The organism is Stenotrophomonas sp. SPM (genome assembly GCF_003105135.1).
Classification (GTDB): Bacteria; Pseudomonadota; Gammaproteobacteria; order Xanthomonadales; family Xanthomonadaceae; genus Stenotrophomonas.
In genome coordinates, this window is record NZ_QETL01000002.1 from 48,904 (window position 1) to 64,557 (window position 15,654).

Annotated in this window: 18 protein-coding genes and 1 pseudogene; 14 read left to right on the top strand and 5 right to left on the bottom strand. The window is 65.0% G+C overall.

The window, feature by feature from the left end; translation table 11 throughout:
- Positions 1-49 precede the first annotated feature (49 nt).
- The 4 genes from DCO49_RS01630 to DCO49_RS01645 all read left to right on the top strand — a co-directional run bounded on the left by DCO49_RS01630 (position 50) and on the right by DCO49_RS01645 (position 2,901).
- The gene (locus tag DCO49_RS01630) at positions 50-376 is read left to right on the top strand and encodes a DUF2185 domain-containing protein (protein WP_116862517.1); all 327 of its coding nucleotides are present in this window, start codon (positions 50-52) and stop codon (positions 374-376) included.
- Between the two features lie 168 nt (positions 377-544).
- Complete coding sequence (locus tag DCO49_RS01635; RefSeq protein WP_116862518.1) at positions 545-985, top strand: DUF2231 domain-containing protein; 441 nt, start codon at positions 545-547, stop codon at positions 983-985.
- Positions 978-2,288 carry a sorbosone dehydrogenase family protein gene (locus DCO49_RS01640; protein ID WP_116862519.1) on the top strand — a complete coding sequence of 437 codons (1,311 nt, stop codon included), beginning with the start codon at positions 978-980 and terminating at the stop codon, positions 2,286-2,288. The genes DCO49_RS01635 and DCO49_RS01640 overlap by 8 nt, the downstream gene beginning before the upstream one ends.
- A gap of 205 nt (positions 2,289-2,493) precedes the next feature.
- Positions 2,494-2,901 carry a hypothetical protein gene (locus tag DCO49_RS01645; RefSeq protein WP_133249375.1) on the top strand — a complete coding sequence of 136 codons (408 nt, stop codon included), beginning with the start codon at positions 2,494-2,496 and terminating at the stop codon, positions 2,899-2,901.
- A gap of 162 nt (positions 2,902-3,063) precedes the next feature.
- Here DCO49_RS01645 and DCO49_RS01650 read toward each other — a convergent pair whose 3' ends face one another.
- Complete coding sequence (locus tag DCO49_RS01650; protein ID WP_116862521.1) at positions 3,064-3,726, bottom strand: exopolysaccharide biosynthesis protein; 663 nt, start codon at positions 3,724-3,726, stop codon at positions 3,064-3,066.
- A 169-nt stretch (positions 3,727-3,895) separates the two neighbouring features.
- Here DCO49_RS01650 and yidA point away from each other — a divergent pair, with 169 nt between their 5' ends.
- The 4 genes from yidA to DCO49_RS01670 all read left to right on the top strand — a co-directional run bounded on the left by yidA (position 3,896) and on the right by DCO49_RS01670 (position 8,386).
- The gene (gene yidA, locus DCO49_RS01655; protein WP_116862522.1) at positions 3,896-4,729 is read left to right on the top strand and encodes a sugar-phosphatase; all 834 of its coding nucleotides are present in this window, start codon (positions 3,896-3,898) and stop codon (positions 4,727-4,729) included.
- A 333-nt stretch (positions 4,730-5,062) separates the two neighbouring features.
- Entirely contained in the window at positions 5,063-7,369 is a 2,307-nt protein-coding gene (locus DCO49_RS01660) for a TonB-dependent receptor (protein WP_116862523.1), read from the top strand.
- A gap of 246 nt (positions 7,370-7,615) precedes the next feature.
- A complete protein-coding gene (locus DCO49_RS01665) occupies positions 7,616-7,981 on the top strand; it encodes a hypothetical protein (protein WP_243402622.1) in 366 nt (121 codons plus the stop codon).
- 108 nt (positions 7,982-8,089) lie between these two features.
- Entirely contained in the window at positions 8,090-8,386 is a 297-nt protein-coding gene (locus DCO49_RS01670; RefSeq protein WP_116862524.1) for a hypothetical protein, read from the top strand.
- Between the two features lie 175 nt (positions 8,387-8,561).
- On the opposite strand, the gene DCO49_RS01675 is transcribed toward DCO49_RS01670, so the two are convergent.
- The 3 genes from DCO49_RS01675 to DCO49_RS20610 all read right to left on the bottom strand — a co-directional run bounded on the left by DCO49_RS01675 (position 8,562) and on the right by DCO49_RS20610 (position 9,611).
- Positions 8,562-9,005 (bottom strand): hypothetical protein, encoded by a 444-nt coding sequence (locus tag DCO49_RS01675; RefSeq protein ID WP_116862525.1) that lies wholly within the window; start codon positions 9,003-9,005, stop codon positions 8,562-8,564.
- Positions 9,006-9,098: 93 nt separating this feature from the next.
- A complete protein-coding gene (locus tag DCO49_RS01680; RefSeq protein ID WP_116862526.1) occupies positions 9,099-9,395 on the bottom strand; it encodes a hypothetical protein in 297 nt (98 codons plus the stop codon).
- Positions 9,396-9,482: 87 nt separating this feature from the next.
- Entirely contained in the window at positions 9,483-9,611 is a 129-nt protein-coding gene (locus tag DCO49_RS20610) for a hypothetical protein (protein ID WP_279325626.1), read from the bottom strand.
- A 502-nt stretch (positions 9,612-10,113) separates the two neighbouring features.
- On the opposite strand from DCO49_RS20610, the gene DCO49_RS01695 reads away from it, so the two are divergent.
- The 6 genes and pseudogenes from DCO49_RS01695 (at position 10,114) to DCO49_RS01720 (ending at position 14,182) form a co-directional block, all read left to right on the top strand.
- Positions 10,114-10,458, top strand: coding sequence for a hypothetical protein (locus tag DCO49_RS01695; protein WP_133249376.1), 345 nt, complete (start codon positions 10,114-10,116; stop codon positions 10,456-10,458).
- Positions 10,459-10,600: 142 nt separating this feature from the next.
- Positions 10,601-11,125, top strand: a complete 525-nt coding sequence (locus DCO49_RS01700; protein ID WP_116862530.1) for a DUF6622 family protein — start codon at positions 10,601-10,603, stop codon at positions 11,123-11,125.
- A gap of 102 nt (positions 11,126-11,227) precedes the next feature.
- Positions 11,228-11,532 (top strand): annotated as a pseudogene (locus tag DCO49_RS01705) (transposase); the annotation flags it as partial.
- Positions 11,533-11,738: 206 nt separating this feature from the next.
- Positions 11,739-12,650: a type II CAAX endopeptidase family protein gene (locus DCO49_RS01710; RefSeq protein ID WP_116862531.1), complete on the top strand. Its 912-nt coding sequence runs from the start codon at positions 11,739-11,741 to the stop codon at positions 12,648-12,650.
- A gap of 423 nt (positions 12,651-13,073) precedes the next feature.
- Positions 13,074-13,643, top strand: coding sequence for a TetR family transcriptional regulator (locus DCO49_RS01715; protein WP_116862532.1), 570 nt, complete (start codon positions 13,074-13,076; stop codon positions 13,641-13,643).
- 62 nt (positions 13,644-13,705) lie between these two features.
- Positions 13,706-14,182: a nuclear transport factor 2 family protein gene (locus DCO49_RS01720; RefSeq protein ID WP_116862533.1), complete on the top strand. Its 477-nt coding sequence runs from the start codon at positions 13,706-13,708 to the stop codon at positions 14,180-14,182.
- Between the two features lie 41 nt (positions 14,183-14,223).
- On the opposite strand, the gene DCO49_RS01725 is transcribed toward DCO49_RS01720, so the two are convergent.
- Entirely contained in the window at positions 14,224-15,594 is a 1,371-nt protein-coding gene (locus DCO49_RS01725; protein ID WP_243402623.1) for an alpha/beta fold hydrolase, read from the bottom strand.
- Between the last annotated feature and the right edge of the window lie 60 nt (positions 15,595-15,654).

A 15,654-nucleotide genomic window follows, 5' to 3' on the forward strand; every position in this document is an offset into this window, starting at 1 on the left:
GGCTCGGCATACTTCTCCCATGCCATCATGCGTCCGCTGAGGAGGCACCATGAAGCCGAAACAATTCCGACTCACCGCCGAGCAGATCAGCCCGCTGCTGGAGGGCTATGGCGCATGCATCGCCACCGATCGCATCACCGTTGATGGCCAGCCCGTGGGCTACTGCTATCGCGAGGAGCCCGACAACGACGTCGACAGTGGCTGGCGCTTTCTTGCCGGCGACGAGACCGAGGATTACCTGGACGAACCAGGAAACTCCGGCGTGTACAACGTGAACACCATCGCCAACTACGATCGTGCCGTTCTGGCAGTGGTGGACGCGCCGGCGGGTACCGCCTTCGAACGCAGTGAAGACGGAAGGCTGCTGCCGGTCTGATCGCCGCGATTGGCCGGTGCCGCCGGTCGTGGCCATCCCGGTAGGTGCCGACCGTTGGTCGGCACATCCATCCAAGCCCGGCGCCACCCCCAACGGCCATCATCGCGCGACCTCCCCGCCGGCTGTGCTACTACGGCCGTGTACCCCCTTCCTATCCGGAGCACGACCATGGTCAATCCCGTCGCCCAGGCCCATCGCGGCTTGGGTACCACGCTTTTCAGCCTGCTGAATCCAATACCGTTCGGTTTCTTCGTGGCCGGCCTCATCTTCGACGTCCTCTACCTCAACACCGCCGAGGTGATGTGGGGAAAGTCCGCCGCCTGGCTCATCACCTTCGGTCTGCTCATCGCCATCATCCCGCGGCTGATCAACCTGTTCGCGGTCTGGCGCCGCAATGGCACCGCCACCGGCCTGGACCGCGTGGATTTCCTGCTGAACCTGGTCGCCATCGTGCTGGCCATCTGGAACGCCTTCGTACACAGCCGCGATGCTTACGCGGTGGCTGTGCCGGGCACCATTCTTTCCGCGTTGACCGTGGGCCTGATCGCCATCGGTTTCATCCTGCTGTCGCTGCAGCTCCCGGTGCTGCACGGAGGTCGTCATGGCTGATCGCATCCTGCCCGCGCTGGGCATCCTCTCGCTGTCGGTGATGCTGGCCGCCTGCGCGGGCAAAGCCGAATACCATCCGGCCGACCAGTCCGGTGCGCAGCCGCCGCTGCCCAAGCCGGCCAACTTCCTCATGCCACCCATGCAGGTGCCCAAGGGCGTGGGCTGGGCCGACGGCCAGGCGCCTACCGTGGCCGAGGGCCTGAAGATCGAGCGCATCGCCGCCAACCTGCAGCACCCGCGCCGCCTGCTCACCCTGCCCAACGGCGATGTGCTGGTGGTGGAAGGCAATGGCCCCGGCGAAGAGCCGGTCACCACGCCCAAGCAGTGGATCGCCGGCAAGGTGAAGGCGCGCTCGGGCAAGGCCGGCAAGGGCGGCAACCGGGTCACCCTGCTGCGCCGCACGCCGGGCACCGATACCTGGACCCAGCACGTCTACATCGAAGGCCTGCATTCGCCGTTCGGCATCCAGCTCATCGGTGACACGCTGTACGTAGCCAACACCGGCAACATCATGCAGTACCACTACGTGCCCGGCGAAACCCGCATGACCGACAAGGGTCGCGAGTTCACCGACCTGCCCAGCACCATCAACCACCACTGGACCAAGGATCTGCGCGCGAGCGCCGATGGCAGCAAGCTGTACGTGGGCGTGGGATCCAACAGCAACATCACCGAGAACGGGCTGGCCGTCGAGTACCGCCGCGCGGTGGTGCTGGAAGTGGACGTGGCCACCCGTGGCAGCCGCATCTACGCGTCGGGCATCCGCAACCCCACCGGCCTGGACCTGGAACCGAGCACCGGCAAGCTGTGGGCGGTCGCCAACGAGCGCGATGAGATCGGTGCCGACCTGGTGCCCGACTACCTGACCTCGGTGAAGGAAGACGGCTTCTACGGCTGGCCCTACAGCTACTACGGCCAGCACGTGGACGAGCGCGTGCAGCCGCAGCGGCCGGACCTGGTGGCCAAGGCCATCGTGCCGGACTACGCCATCGGCTCGCACGTGGCGCCGCTGGGCCTGATGTTCTACACGGCGCAGACGCTGCCGGCGAAGTACCACGGCGGCGCGTTCATCGGCGAACACGGCAGCTGGGACCGTTCGCCGCTGAGCGGCTACGAAGTGGTCTACGTCGCGTTCAAGGATGGCAAGCCGACCGGGCGCCCGGAAGCGGTGGTCAGCGGCTTCACCTCCAAGGATGAAAAGACCCTGATGGGCGCCCCGGTGGGCATGGCGATGGACGCCGACGGCGCGCTGCTGGTGGCCGACGATGTCGGCGATGTGGTGTGGCGGGTTTCCGCAAAATAGCCGGAGCGTTGTACTTGTAGAGCCGAGCCCACGCTCGGCTGCTCTGGCTCTGGCTTCTGTAGGGTCGAGCCATTCTCGACTGCTGTTGGTAGAAGCAGCCGAGCATGGTTCGGCTCTACAGAAGATCAGAAGCAGTCGAGCATGTCTCGGCGAAGTAGAGTTCGCCCATCACCAACACCAGGCCATAGGCCGAGGAGTGACAGGGATGTCCAGGGCAATGATGTGGGCCGCGCTGCTGTGCACGGGCCTTGTGGTTGCCAACCCGGTGTCCGCATCGGGTTGGCAGGGCAGCTACTCCAACGTCTGCGTGCACCCGCAATCGGGTGACCTGCTGGGCGCAGAGCTGTCCTTCATTGCCTACGGCGGCGGCACGGCCGTGCTCTGGCAGCCCTTCGAAGGCGAGGGACTGCCACCGCAGGTACTGGTGCTGCGCGAGGAAGGCGGCACCACGGTTGCGGCCGAGGCTGCGGGAGCGCCGGCGCTGTTGTCGATCACCCGTGAGCGCACGCGGATTCGTGTGCGCTATCTGCGGGGGCAGGATGGGGAAGCGATCGTGCTGCGGCCGGGTGCCGCGCAGTGGATGGGCGCCCGCCCGCCGGTGTGCCGGGCCTGAATTTGTAGATCCGGGCGCATGCTCGGCTGCTTTGGTTATGGCTCTTGTAGAGTCGAGCCGTGCTCGACTGCTGTTGATAGAAGCAGTCGAGCACGGCTCGACTCTACAAAAATCGAGAAGCAGCCGAGCGTGGGCTCGGCTCTACAAACGGCCAGCACCCGTTTACCCAGACGCGCTGCCACCCCGCATCCCACTGAACACCGATTCCGCTGCAAACCCCACCCCACCCAGCAGCACGCCGAAGTACACCACCGTGGCCACCACGAACGCATAACCCGCCGCCACCGCCGCGCCATCGCGCTGGATGAACCCGATCGCGAACGACATCAGCGCCAGCGCGGGCAGGGTGTTGCTGAAGGGAATCGGCCCCGCCGGCGCCATCAACAACAGCGTGGCAAACACCAGCGCCAGGTTGTTCAGCCGCATCATCTTCTTCGAACGCACCATCACCGCCAGCCGCATCGGCTGCGACAACCGCTCCATGCGGTGCACCCACTTCAGGGCGCGGCCCAGGTTGGCCTTCAGCTTCTCGGTCGCTACCTCGCGCTCGGCCAGGCGGCGCGGTACCCACAGCGGGCGGTCGCGCACGCGGCTCAGGCCGATCAGCAGGATGGACGCACCGAACACCGTGCTCAGCCCGGGAATCGACACCGGAATCAGGAAGATCGCCGAGAGCAGGATCACGATCAGCATCAGCCCCTCGTCGCCCAGCGCCTGCAGCAGCGTACCCACGCGGATGTGCTCGCCGGGCAGGCCGCGGATCAGGTCTTCGATCTGCTCGGCCAGCGGTGCGGTGTCGGTGGCCTCGGGGGCGCGGTAGGTCATGCGTCAGGATCTCCAGGGTAGGGCGGTCATGGGGGCCGTCCTGCGGTGGGGGGCGCACAGGCTTGCTGAGTATCCCTGCAGCCGCGCCCGGCGGTATGAACCGCGCATGAGGCGGGCAGGGGCGCGACTGCCCTAAAATAGCGGTCCCCACATGCAAGGTTGGACGTTGATGGACATGGGCCGCAGGCAATCGACCATCGCACTGGTCGCCATCGATATGGATGGCACCCTGCTGGACCCCGCCCACAAGCTCACCGAGCGGGCCAAGGCGGCGATCGCGCAGGCACGCGCGCTGGGCGTGCATATCGTGCTGACCAGCGGCCGTCCCGTGTCCGGCCTGGCGCCGTTCCTGCAGGAACTGGGCATCAACGGCGACGACGACTACTGCATCGCCTGCAACGGCGGCCTGGTGCGGCGACTGGGCACCGGCGAGAACGTGGCCGAGTTCCCGCTCAGCTTCGAAGACTTCCGCTACTGCGAACAGGTCGCGCGCGATATCGGCGTGCACTTCCAGGCCCTCGATGGCCAGCGCCTGTACACGCCCAACCAGGACATCAGCCGCTACACCGTCATCGATTCGCACCTCTCGCACGTGCCGCTGTCGTACCGCCGCGTGGAGGACATGGATCCGTCGATGTCCTTCATCAAACTGATGATGATCGACGAGCCCGAGGTGCTGGACGCGGCCATCGCGCGCCTGCCGGCCGAACTGACCGAGCGCTTCGCCGTGCTGAAGAGCGCGCCGTTCTTCCTGGAAGTGTTCGACCACCGCGCCGGCAAGGGGCCGAGCCTGCAGAAGCTGGCCGAGCACCTTGGCATCGACCGCGCCAACGTCATGGCCATCGGCGACCAGGAAAACGACCTGACCATGCTGCAGTTCGCCGGCACCAGCGTAGCGATGGGCAACGCCATCGACGCAGTGAAGGCAGTGGCGCGTTTTGAAACGAGCACCAATTCCGAAGATGGCGTGGCGCGGGCGATCGAACGGTTCGTGTTGCAGTAAGCCATTGCTCTGGTAGGTGCCAACCTTGGTTGGCACACGTAGACCCAGAGCGCCGACCAAGGTCGGCCTCTACCAGGCCCGCACGATACCCGCGTATAACCGCGCTGTACTACGGTGCAATGGCGTGCGCGGCACGGCAGTGCAACACTTCCGACCGTCGAAATCACTCCATCGCATCGCCTGGCAGTTGAACGTCTTCCACTGCCCCTGATCGGCGCGTACAGCGCCGCCGCCCCTTCAACGCAATCGCATTCCAGCCACAGCATCGCCGCCGGTGCTGCCACGCGCTGGGCGTGTGCCTGCGTCTTCTTCCCCCTGCACCTGGATCTGGCCATGAACACTCCACCCACGACGCTGCTCGCCTTGGCACTCAGCACGGCCCTCGCCGCACCGGTCTACGCCGCCGAAACCAACGACGCCCCCACCACCCTCAATGCCCTGCAGGTCATCGCCACGCCGCGCGGTGCCGCCGTCGCACCCACGCAGGTGGTCGGCCCCAACCGCTACATCATCAACGCCGCCGACCTCGATGGCATGGTTACCGGCAACAACGGGCTGGCCATGTTCAAGGCCGTGCCCGGCGCCAGCTACACCGCCACCGATGGCCTGGGCCTGGATATCTCCGCCACCAGCCTGTTCGTGCGCGGTTTCCGCATGAATGAAATGGGCATCACCTTCGAAGGCGTGCCGCTGAATGACAACGGCTTTCTCTCGCTCACCGGCACCAGCGTGGTGAATGTCGGCGTGCCCGATGGCATCGGCGCGATCACCGTCAGCCCGGGCGGCGCGCCGGTCAGTGTGTTTTCCAGCAGCGCCAACGGCGGCAGCCTGGAATATCGCCTGCGCGACCTGCAGGACACGGCAAGCCTGCGCATCAAGCAAGGCGTGGGCAGCAACCGCACCCTGGTCACCACGGTGTCTGCGCAGACCGGCCAGCTGGGCGAGCACGGCCCGAAAGTGCTGGTCGACGTGCAGCGCGTCTCGGCGGACAAGTACCAGGGCGCAGGCACGCAGGACTTTCTGCGCGGCAACCTGAAGGCGCAGCAGGATGTGGCCTGGGGTGACTTCACCGTCTTCGCCTCCGACAGCAAGGCCAAAGTCTGGGGTTACAACAACATCTCCTTCGACATGATCCGTAAGTTGGGCTGGAAGGCCGACAGTTTCTATCCCGATTATGCGTGGGCGTACTACGTCGCCTCGCCGGAAAATGCGGACAAATCCTGCGGTGCCTACACCTGCGGCGAGCTGTCCGAACTGATTCCCTACGACACCGGCCAGATCACCCGTGACCGCGTGGCGTCCATCAATCATCGTTTCCAGATCACGCCCACACTCAGCGGCAACGTGCAGCTGTACAACGCCAACAGCCACACCCAGGCCACGCTGACCGACCCCACCGTGCCATCGCCCAACGGCGCACCGTTCTCCGAGCAGGTGCAGACCCCGCGCGTGAACCGCCTGGGCGGCATGGCCAACCTGCAGTTCGAGATCGGCGCGCATACGTTCACCGCAGGGCTCTGGCAGGAACAGAGCAAGGCCGCCGCCCGCACCGACTGGTACGAGCAGCCGCTGCTGGGGCAGGGCAAGCCGCTGAAGGCCACTGGTCCGTTTGATGTGTATGGCCCGGCTTTCCTCACCGACAACGCCTCGCGCTGGGTCACCCGCTCGCAGCAGTTCTACCTGCACGATGACATTGCGCTGAGCGATACGTTGAAGCTGGGCGTCGGCTTCAAGGCCGTGGATTTCCACACCGAAGGCGGTGGCCTCGGCGATACGCCGGACCGGCCGGTGTATGGCGCGCTGCGTGCCAAGGACAACTTCCTGCCGCACGTTTCGCTGTTCTGGAGCCCCAGCGACTCCACCGATGCCTTCATCGACATCGCCAACACCATGAACGGTTACCGCGTGGCCCAGCGCGGCAACATCGGCTACACCGCCTCGGCGTGGACGATCAGTGACCAGGATGAGTTCGACCGTGTGGCCGGTACGCTGCGGCCGGAGAAGAACTGGAACTTCACCGTGGGCGCGACGCGCCGCTTCGAGCGGCTGACGCTGACCGGCGATGTGTTCTACAACGATATCCGCAACCGGTTGCTGTCAGCCGCCATCGGCACGCAGTTCGCGCAGATCAACACCGTGCGGCTGATGCCGAAGATGCATGTGATTGGTGCGGACCTGGGCATTACCGCGGACATTACCGACCGCGTGCAGTTCTACCAGGGCGTGGCCGTGGCCCGTTCGTACTACGGCAGCGATTTCGTGGTGGGCGATAGCGTGTACCCCATCAAGGGCAACGCCCAGCCCGGTTACCCGCAGGTTTCGCTGGTGAGTGATCTGTCGGCGCACTTTGGTGACTGGCGCTTTGGTGCCACCAGCACCTCGTACCTGCGCCAGCCGTTTACGTACGAGAACGATATCCGCGTGCCCACGTTCTGGCAGGTGAGCACCTATGCCGCCTACACACTGGGCGAGGGCAGTGTGCTGCCCGGGCTGGAACTGCGGCTGGATGTGAGCAACCTGTTCAACCGCAACAACATCGGCACCGCCACGATTGCCGGCTCCTCGTTCTCGGGCGATTACCAGACGCTGCAGCGCAGCGCCCCACGGCAGGTGATGTTCAGCACGTCGATAACCTTCTAAGTAGATCCACGCCATGCGTGGATGCTCCCTGCGCAATCCGGTAGCGCCGGGCCATGCCCGGCGGAATGTTTCCGGCACCGAAAAACCTCCCAACCAAGGTTGGCATCTACCAAAACGGCGCACGCGTCACCCGGGGTCAGAGCCCTTTGCTCCGCAAAGGGATCCGACCCGTCCCTTTGCCACACTTTGCACAACCCGCACTGATATTCCGGCACCCACGCAAGGTTCCCACAATGTTCCTGGGGCATGCTGTCCACCATGGCCCAGCCCGATCCCGCCTACCTGCCGACCCGCCCGCGTGCCCACGGGCGCCCGCGTCCGGTGCCCTACGCGGCGCCGACGGTCGATCTGCAGGCCGAATACCAGTTCTGGCAGGCCTACGAACGCCTCGTGCGCCCGCTCCCCGGCGGTGGCCTGCGCCTGGTCTGGCTGGTCTTCCAGAACGTCTACCGCGCCCGCGAACGCTTCCCCGATGACACCCACGAAGCCGCCCTCGCACGCGTCCTCTTCGGCAGCAACATGACACCCGGCCGTGCCGCAGAACTGCAGGATCTCTACGGCCTGGTCAGCCGTCGCCTGGCCACCGTCGCCGCGCGGGCGCCTAGGCCGTAGGTAGAGTCGAGCTTGCTCGACTGCTCCTGGCAGGAAAGGGCTCTGACCCCAGCCCAAGGCGTATCGTAGAGACGCGGCCATCCCTCCGCGCCACCGCAGGAAACGCCGATGCCTCTGCCTCCAGGTCACTACCGCATCCTCGCCTATCGCGGGTTCCACGACCTGCCGCGGCTGATGTGGGTAGCCGATGAGACTTCACGCCAGTGGGTGCTCGATTGCCCCTTTGACGATGCGCTGGATGACTACCCGGGCGAGTACCGCGTGCACACCGTGGATGCCGATGTGGAAGGCGCAGCAGAGCCCTGGGAGAAGCACGCACTCGCGCGGCTACCCATGGTCGGCACGGTGGCCGTAGCAGCGCTCCACTTCGATGCCACCCACCGCGCCTCCTTCCACATCGCGTAGCCCCCGACCGGTAGTGTCGAGCTTGCTCGACTACGCCTCACCCGCCGCTCATCCTCCAAACACCCACCGCTCCTCCCGCGGCACGACCTCCACAACGCGCCCCAGCGCGCCACCGAACTGCAGGACCTCTACGGCCTCGTCAGCCGCCGCCTGGGCACCGTCGCCGCGCGAGCCCCTAGGCCGTAGGTAGCGTCGAGCTTGCTCGACTGCTCCCCGCAGTAAGGCGCTCCGACCCCACCGCTTCGCGCGGCACCACCATGTGCCCGGCCAGCGCCCGCCAGAACAGCGATTCGTCGTACGCCTCGAACTCGGCCGGCACCACGATCGGCGGCGGCAGCCCGTGCTGTCGAAGCTGGCGGCGGATGCGTGCCACCTCATCGCCGCACTCCGCACCGAACAGCACCAGCGGCACGTGCGCATCACGCAACACGTAGGTGCGTTCAAGGCGCTGCGCAAGCCCCTGCAGCAGGAATATGCCCACCAGGTCGTAGCGGCGCCATTCCAGTATCGATAGGCCGCTTTCCACGCTATGGACCGATTCGGTACAAATCAGCCGGCGTCGACCGATGGCGCGTGCGATGTGGTGACGGGCGGCCTGTTGGCCGCCCATGATGAGCATTCTGATCAAACCTCATGTCCTTCTGGCGGAACCCGAAGGCATGGTCAGCCGCGTGAGCACTGCAGGAAATGAGACAAGTCCGAAACCTTGCCTTCAGCTGTCCCGATCACCCCCAGACTCACACCGCTCTCCGTGCGGCACGCCCTCCACAGCGCGCCGCAACCGCACCTCCAGCCACGACGGCTCACCGCGCTTTCCTCCCGATCGCGCATGGCCAGGCTCCTCCACCAGCCACTTCTGGAAGCTCTCCAGCAGCCGCGCGACATCAGGCGCACGCGTAAGCGCACGCAGATACTGCCCCAGCAATGCAGGCAGTGGCGGGCGCAACTCCAGCTGGTTGAACTGCAGCCACGCGTCCACCAGCGGCCGGTCCAGGCTGTAGGCCAGCAACGGCTCCTGTCATAGCGCTACACCGCAATCCGCACGCGCGGCGATGCGCTGCGCGACTTCCGGTGCAGCCACGGCCAGCAGCGGCTCCTACCGTACCGTTTCGCAGCGCAGCCGATCATCTTCGGGCGGGTAGACCGTAGTGCCCAGGTCGCACGAGCCATCCAGCAGCATCTGGCTGACCACGCTGGTGCTGGCGGTCTGCAGCCGCACGCGCATGCCTACCTTGACTAGGGGCACCAGTTCAGCGGCCACAACTTCGGCCAGAAAATCCGTGTGCCCGACGATATGCGGCGCGCCGGCCACTTCGTCAGAACGCGTGCGGGCGGCGGCCAGCGCGGCCTCGGCCTGGTCCAGCTTGTCGCCACATCAGCCGCCAGTTCGTCGGCAGCCGGCGTGGGCTCTACGCCGCTGGGCAGGTGATGGAACAGGGTGCGCCCATGGGCGCTTACCACGGCGTGCATGGCCCCCGTCAGTTCAGCCATCGCAAGGCGGTGGTGGTGCAGGCCAAGGATGGGGCGTCGAACCTGCGGCTGCGTGCGCCGTATGCGGAGAGGTTCGGGTCTTTGGATAAGGTGCTGGGGAATGCCGTGAAGCGATTACCTTGGCAGATCGACGGGGCGAAGCTTGCCCGTACACACCGGGCTGTCCCTGCCTTGACAGACCCTTGGCGCACGCCGTGGATACTTCGGCCGTCGCCCCCTTGCAGGAGCTCCCCGCCATGAGTGCCCGGTTACATGCAGCGCCAAAAGTCGTCCGTCTCGAGTCTCTGCCGCTGGATTGCGGCGAGTCGGTGGTGGTGGTGGAACTGGACAGCGTGCCTGGGCGCGGCTGGGCCAAGGCGTTGAAGCGTGTCCTGGCGGAAACGGAAGGTCTCGAGTCCACGCAGCTCCGATGCGATGGCCGCTTCGCCTACCTCATCGGCGTGGAACTGGACCAGCGCGGTACGGCGCAGCGCATCAACCAGGCCCTGGCCGCCGCCAGCGAGCGGACGGGGTCCGGCGCGTCGGCGGTGGCGCCTGCCGCTGCCATGCCCGCTGCGGCCGTAGCCGCTCCGCCGGCCTGAGCGGGCGTCCGTGACCCGCGCCCGGACGCAACAGCAGTCATCTGGTATCGCTGACACCTGTCACTTGTTCAGGTAGTCCGGTCCGTCAATAGTGAGCGCCACGCACCGCCCTCCGTGCGGCCACTCACTGAAAGGACCTCCCGTGAACCTCCTGCTGCCCATCCTCTCGCACACCCCGATCTGGGTCTGGGTGATCCTGGCGGACCTCATCACCCGCGGTGTCGCGGCCGTGCGGCCAGGACAGACCTCGCTGCGGAGGCTCGCGATCGTGCCGGCGCTGTTCACTGTGTGGGGCATCTGGTCGATCAGCCACCGCTACGGCGGTTTGCTGGTAGCGTGGAGCGAATGGCTCGCCGGCATCTGTGCGGGTGCGATGCTGGGCTGGATGCTGCTGCGCCGGGCGACGCTGACCGTGGACGGAGCGACGGGCCGGTTGTGGCGCAGCGCGGATTACAGCCTGCTGCCGCTGCTGCTGGTCACGTTCCTGGTGAAGTACGGGTTTGAGGTGGCGCTTGCGGTGTCGCCTGCGCTGAGTGCCAACGGCAACTTCAGCGCCGCGTATCTGCTGCTGTCCGGCGGGTTCACCGGCATCTTCGTTGGCAAGTACGTCCGGTATCTGTCGGTGCTGCGCAAGGGCATGCCAAGAAATCTGGGCCCGGCGCATTGAGGCAGGGAGGGGGCTGACAGCTCTTTGATCGAAGCTTTTGGACCGGCCAGGATTTCGTAGACATCTCAGAGCCATAATCAATGGAAGCGAGAGAGGTGTCTAATGGCATGCAAGCAGTACACGGATGAGCTCAAGGCCGAGGCGGTCAAGCAGGTTATCGAAAGAGGTCTTGCTGTAGCCGAGGTTGCCAAGCGGCTGGGCGTCTCGTCCCACAGCCTTTACCAATGGCTCCGCAAGTGCAGGAGCGAGGCCTTGGCGGGCAAGCCTGATGGGTCGATGTTGCCGACGCCGAAGGACTCAGCCGAGGTGCGGCGCCTGAAGGCCGAGGTGAAACGCCTGACTGAGGCGCGCGACATTCTAAAAAAAGCCGCGGCGTACTTCGCCAAGGGGTGATGGCGAAGTACGCTTTACCGCTGCTTGGTTAGCTGTCCGTGCTTCATCGCACATATGAAACCGCCACCCAAAGCGGACGCCACGGGCGACGACTCAGGGATAGTTCGTCGGCAATCCGGGTGATTCATCGGCGGCTTCTGTTGCTTGGTCGCAAACGGGTTGCACCGCCCCCGCGCAGATGGCAGCTTGCTGCGGCCACCACGTCGACCTGGAGCCCCGCATGACCCCCGTTGCCCTGTATTCGGCGGATCCAGCCCGCGGCTGGCTGCCCTGGGCCTGGCTGACGCCGATCCTGATGATCCTGTTCAACGCGGTACCGGTGATGGCGCTGGACGGGTGGATGCAGTCGCAGCACTGGTCAACGCCGCGCGGCGATCCGATCGGCCTCACTGGCTTGCATGCGCTTCTGTGGATCGGCTTCGCGCCGACGCTGGCGGCCGTGCTCGCCTGGGTAGGCCTCGTCGAAGGGCGCTCGCTGGCGAGCATCGGGCTGACCGGTCCGGCGCCGCTGAAAACTTTCCTGCGCGGACTGGCCGTTGGATTCGTCACGATCGTACTGGTCGTAGTCGCGATCTGGATGGCTGGCGGCATGCAGGCGGCGGGCTTTGGGCAGGCCTGGTGGTCGCCCGTCAGTCTGCTGAACATCGGTCTGCTGCTATTGAGTTTCATGTTCCAGGCGAGCGTGGAGGAAATCATCTTCCGCGGCTGGATGCTGTCGGTGGTGGCGCGCAAGACCAATGTCGCGGTGGCAGTGCTGCTGGTGTCGCTCGTTTTCTGCTTCCTGCATTTCAGTCCGCACCAGCCGCTCCGGGTTACGCTCGGCATGTTCCTGTTCTCGCTGTTTACCTGCGCCTGGGCGCTGCGGACCGGCAATATCTGGGGTGTGATGGGCTGGCACGTGGGGTGGAACTGGTTGCTCGCGACCGGCTTCGAGCTGCCCGTCACCGGCATCGATGCGCACTTGCCGGCGCTGCTGGTGGCGCTGCGCCCGCAAGGCCTCGACGCCCTTAGCGGTGGCGCGGAAGGGCCTGAAGGTAGCTACTTGTGCAGCGTCTTTTTCGTCGCCGCGATCGCGTGGATCCAGTGGCGAAAGACGCGCGGAGCCCAGGACTTCTTGCCGACCGGAAGGTAACGCCACTGCCTGGGCCACACCGCCCCGTAGGGGTCCTTGCCGATCGGATGCTGGTTCGCGCCGTACCGGCGACGACCAAGCAATGGAGCCTCTGCTGCCTGTGTAAACCCACTACGTTGGACAGCAGCACTCTGGAGATGGGTGGCTGAGGACGCGCCGCAGGGTCATGGTGACCCAATGTGTTCTCTCACGCGCGCGACGTCTTGATCGGCTGTTTCTCGCACGACCGAACCTGGGCCCTCTGTCGTTCATCTGCCGACGACAGATTGCAGCACCCGCTGATAGCTCTCCCCTTGCCGGGGTGGCTTTGCGCCGGGGGGGAAGCTGCAGCGACACCAATCTGGGATGGCACCAGGCCGACCAAGGCAAGCGACATCGTGCGGATGGGTTGACAAGGTAGAACGAGCGTTCTACCTTGGTGGCATGGACAGCACATCGACCGACACCAGGCAGAAGATCCTCGCAACGGCTGAGTCCCTGATCTACCAGAACGGGATCCATGCCACCGGCATGGACCTTCTCGTGAGGACCTCGGGTGTAGCGCGGAAGAGCATCTATCGCCACTTTGAGAACAAGGACGAGGTGGCTGCTGCTGCGTTGAGCGCGCGCGACATCCGCTGGCTGGCCTGGTTCCAGGAGGAATGTGACAAAGCCGATGGCCCCGAGGCGCGCATCCTGCGCCTGTTCACCGTACTCAAGGGTTGGTTTGAGTCGGAAGATTATCGCGGCTGTGCGTTCATCAACACCGCTGGTGAGGTCGGGAATCCTGAGGATCCGATTCGCAGGATTGCCAGGCATCACAAGCAGAAGCTGCTCGATTACACGCTTGAACTCACCGGGCAGCTGGGTATTGAGCAGCCGGACGCGCTGGCGCGCCAGCTGCTGGTTCTTATGGAAGGCGCCATCACCGTATCGCGCGTGATGGGTGATTACGACGCCGCAGACAATGCGAGGGATGTCGCGCAGTTGTTGCTGAAACAGGCCGTCCGTTAGCGGCCTGACGTTTCTCGCAATCTGAAACCAACGATGTATCCACTTTGATTGGAGGCTTTGCCATGTCCGACGCTCAAGCTCGCCCGCCGTTTCCCCCCTTCACCCTGGAATCGGCCATTGAGAAGGTGCGTCTTGCCGAAGACGGTTGGAACTCCCGCGATGCCGACAAGGTGTCGCTTGCCTACTCGCTCGACACCCAGTGGCGGAATCGAGCCGAGTTTACCCATGGCCGGGAAGAAGCCCGGCAGTTCCTGGCCCGCAAGTGGAAGAAGGAGCTTGAGTACCGATTGATCAAGGAGCTGTGGGCGTTCACCGGGAACCGTATTGCTGTGCGCTACGCCTATGAATGGCGTGACGACTCGGGCAATTGGTATCGCTCATATGGCAACGAGAACTGGGAATTTGCTGCCGATGGTCTGATGGAACGTCGCTTCTCCTGCATCAACGATATGCCAATCAAGGAGAGCGACCGCAAGTTCCATTGGCCGTTGGGGCGGCGTCCGGATGACCACCCGGGGCTGTCTGATCTGGGAATGTGAGCGCGCCCAGATCAGAGCGGAGCCGCGCCAGGGTGAGCTTTTTACTCTGGCACGGGCTCTGCGCAGCGCTCGCTCACCACGTCGCCATTAATGAAACTGCCCACGGCCGAAACAAAGCATCTTGGCGCCACCAACGGCAGTAGATGGGCACCGCGGTCGACGGTGTGGAACGTCGCAGGCCCCGACCTGCGGAGCAAGGCAGCGTGTTCCTGGGCACCGGTGTAGGCGGTATTCGGATCCAGCGTCCCCTGCAGGATCAGTGTCCGTGGCAGGGTATCCGGGGTCTTTCCGAACCAGGCATCACGCGGGTAACGCGGGACACTGCCACTGACGAGCAGGCCGGGAATGGGACTGACGAACAGCGCATTCTTGGCTTCTTCGTTCACGGTCTCCAGGCTGAGCTCAGGGCGTGCGTTGTTCTCCGAGGTGGCGATGAGCATCACCAGCGGCAGGGCCGGTTGGTTGTTTCCTCCCTGTCCCAGCTGCGCCAGCGCCGCATTCCAGTCCTTCACCGTGGCGGCCAGCGTGCGGGTATCGCCCTCGGAAAGGTCCTGCACGATCTTCGGCATTCGATCGCGCAGCGTAGGGAAGCTCAGCAGCGCAGCGAAGAACCGGCGCAGGTCACCGCCCGGCACGACCTTCTGCCAGGCCGCATCCTTCGCCGCCAGCAGCAGCCGATACTGCTGGAGGCTACGTTCATCCATGCTCTGCCGCCCGACTTTGTCAACAAGGGCTGTGCGCCGGCTGAGATCCCACGTTTCAGTGGTTTCGGGCGGCACCAGCCCGTCGAGGATGAGCGCATCCACATGTAGATCATTGACCTGGAGCGAACGCAACGCCAGCTGGGTGCCGTAGGAAACGCCATACAGCAACACCTGCCCGCCGCGTTCTGCCCCTGACATCAGAACACCAAGATCGTGCGCAGCCTCGGTAACGGAAAACGCCGAAGTGCGCTGCAGGTTGGCGTACATGCTGCTGATGCAGGGGCCCCACTCGGACCCTGCCAACCCCGTGCCTTCTGGGCTTTCAGGTGCTTCCTGGATGGGGCAGATCCGCGATGACCGGCCCGTGCCGCGGTGGTCGGGGATTACAAGATCAAACCCGGGAAACGCACGCTGGTAAGTCTGGATCAGGGGATACAGGGAGGCGCCTGACTCGCCCGGGCCACCAGACAGCAGCCAGACCTCGCCTTGCCTGGGCACCTCCGCGCTGGCCGGTATGCGCCGCAGGAACAGCGCGATGTGCTCGCCTGACGGATCGGCATGGCGAAGCGGAACGTCCACCATTGCGCACTGTGAACCGCGCAGGGCGTCTGATGCGTCATCCCCGCAAGCCAGCGCCTTGGGGGCAGACGCAATGGCAACCACGGGTGAAACCAAGAGCAACACTGCCCACAGCACACTACGGAGCATCGGCAATCCTTGAGCTTGACTGATCGCTTACGATGAAGGGCGGCAGGGGGCGGGGCGAAT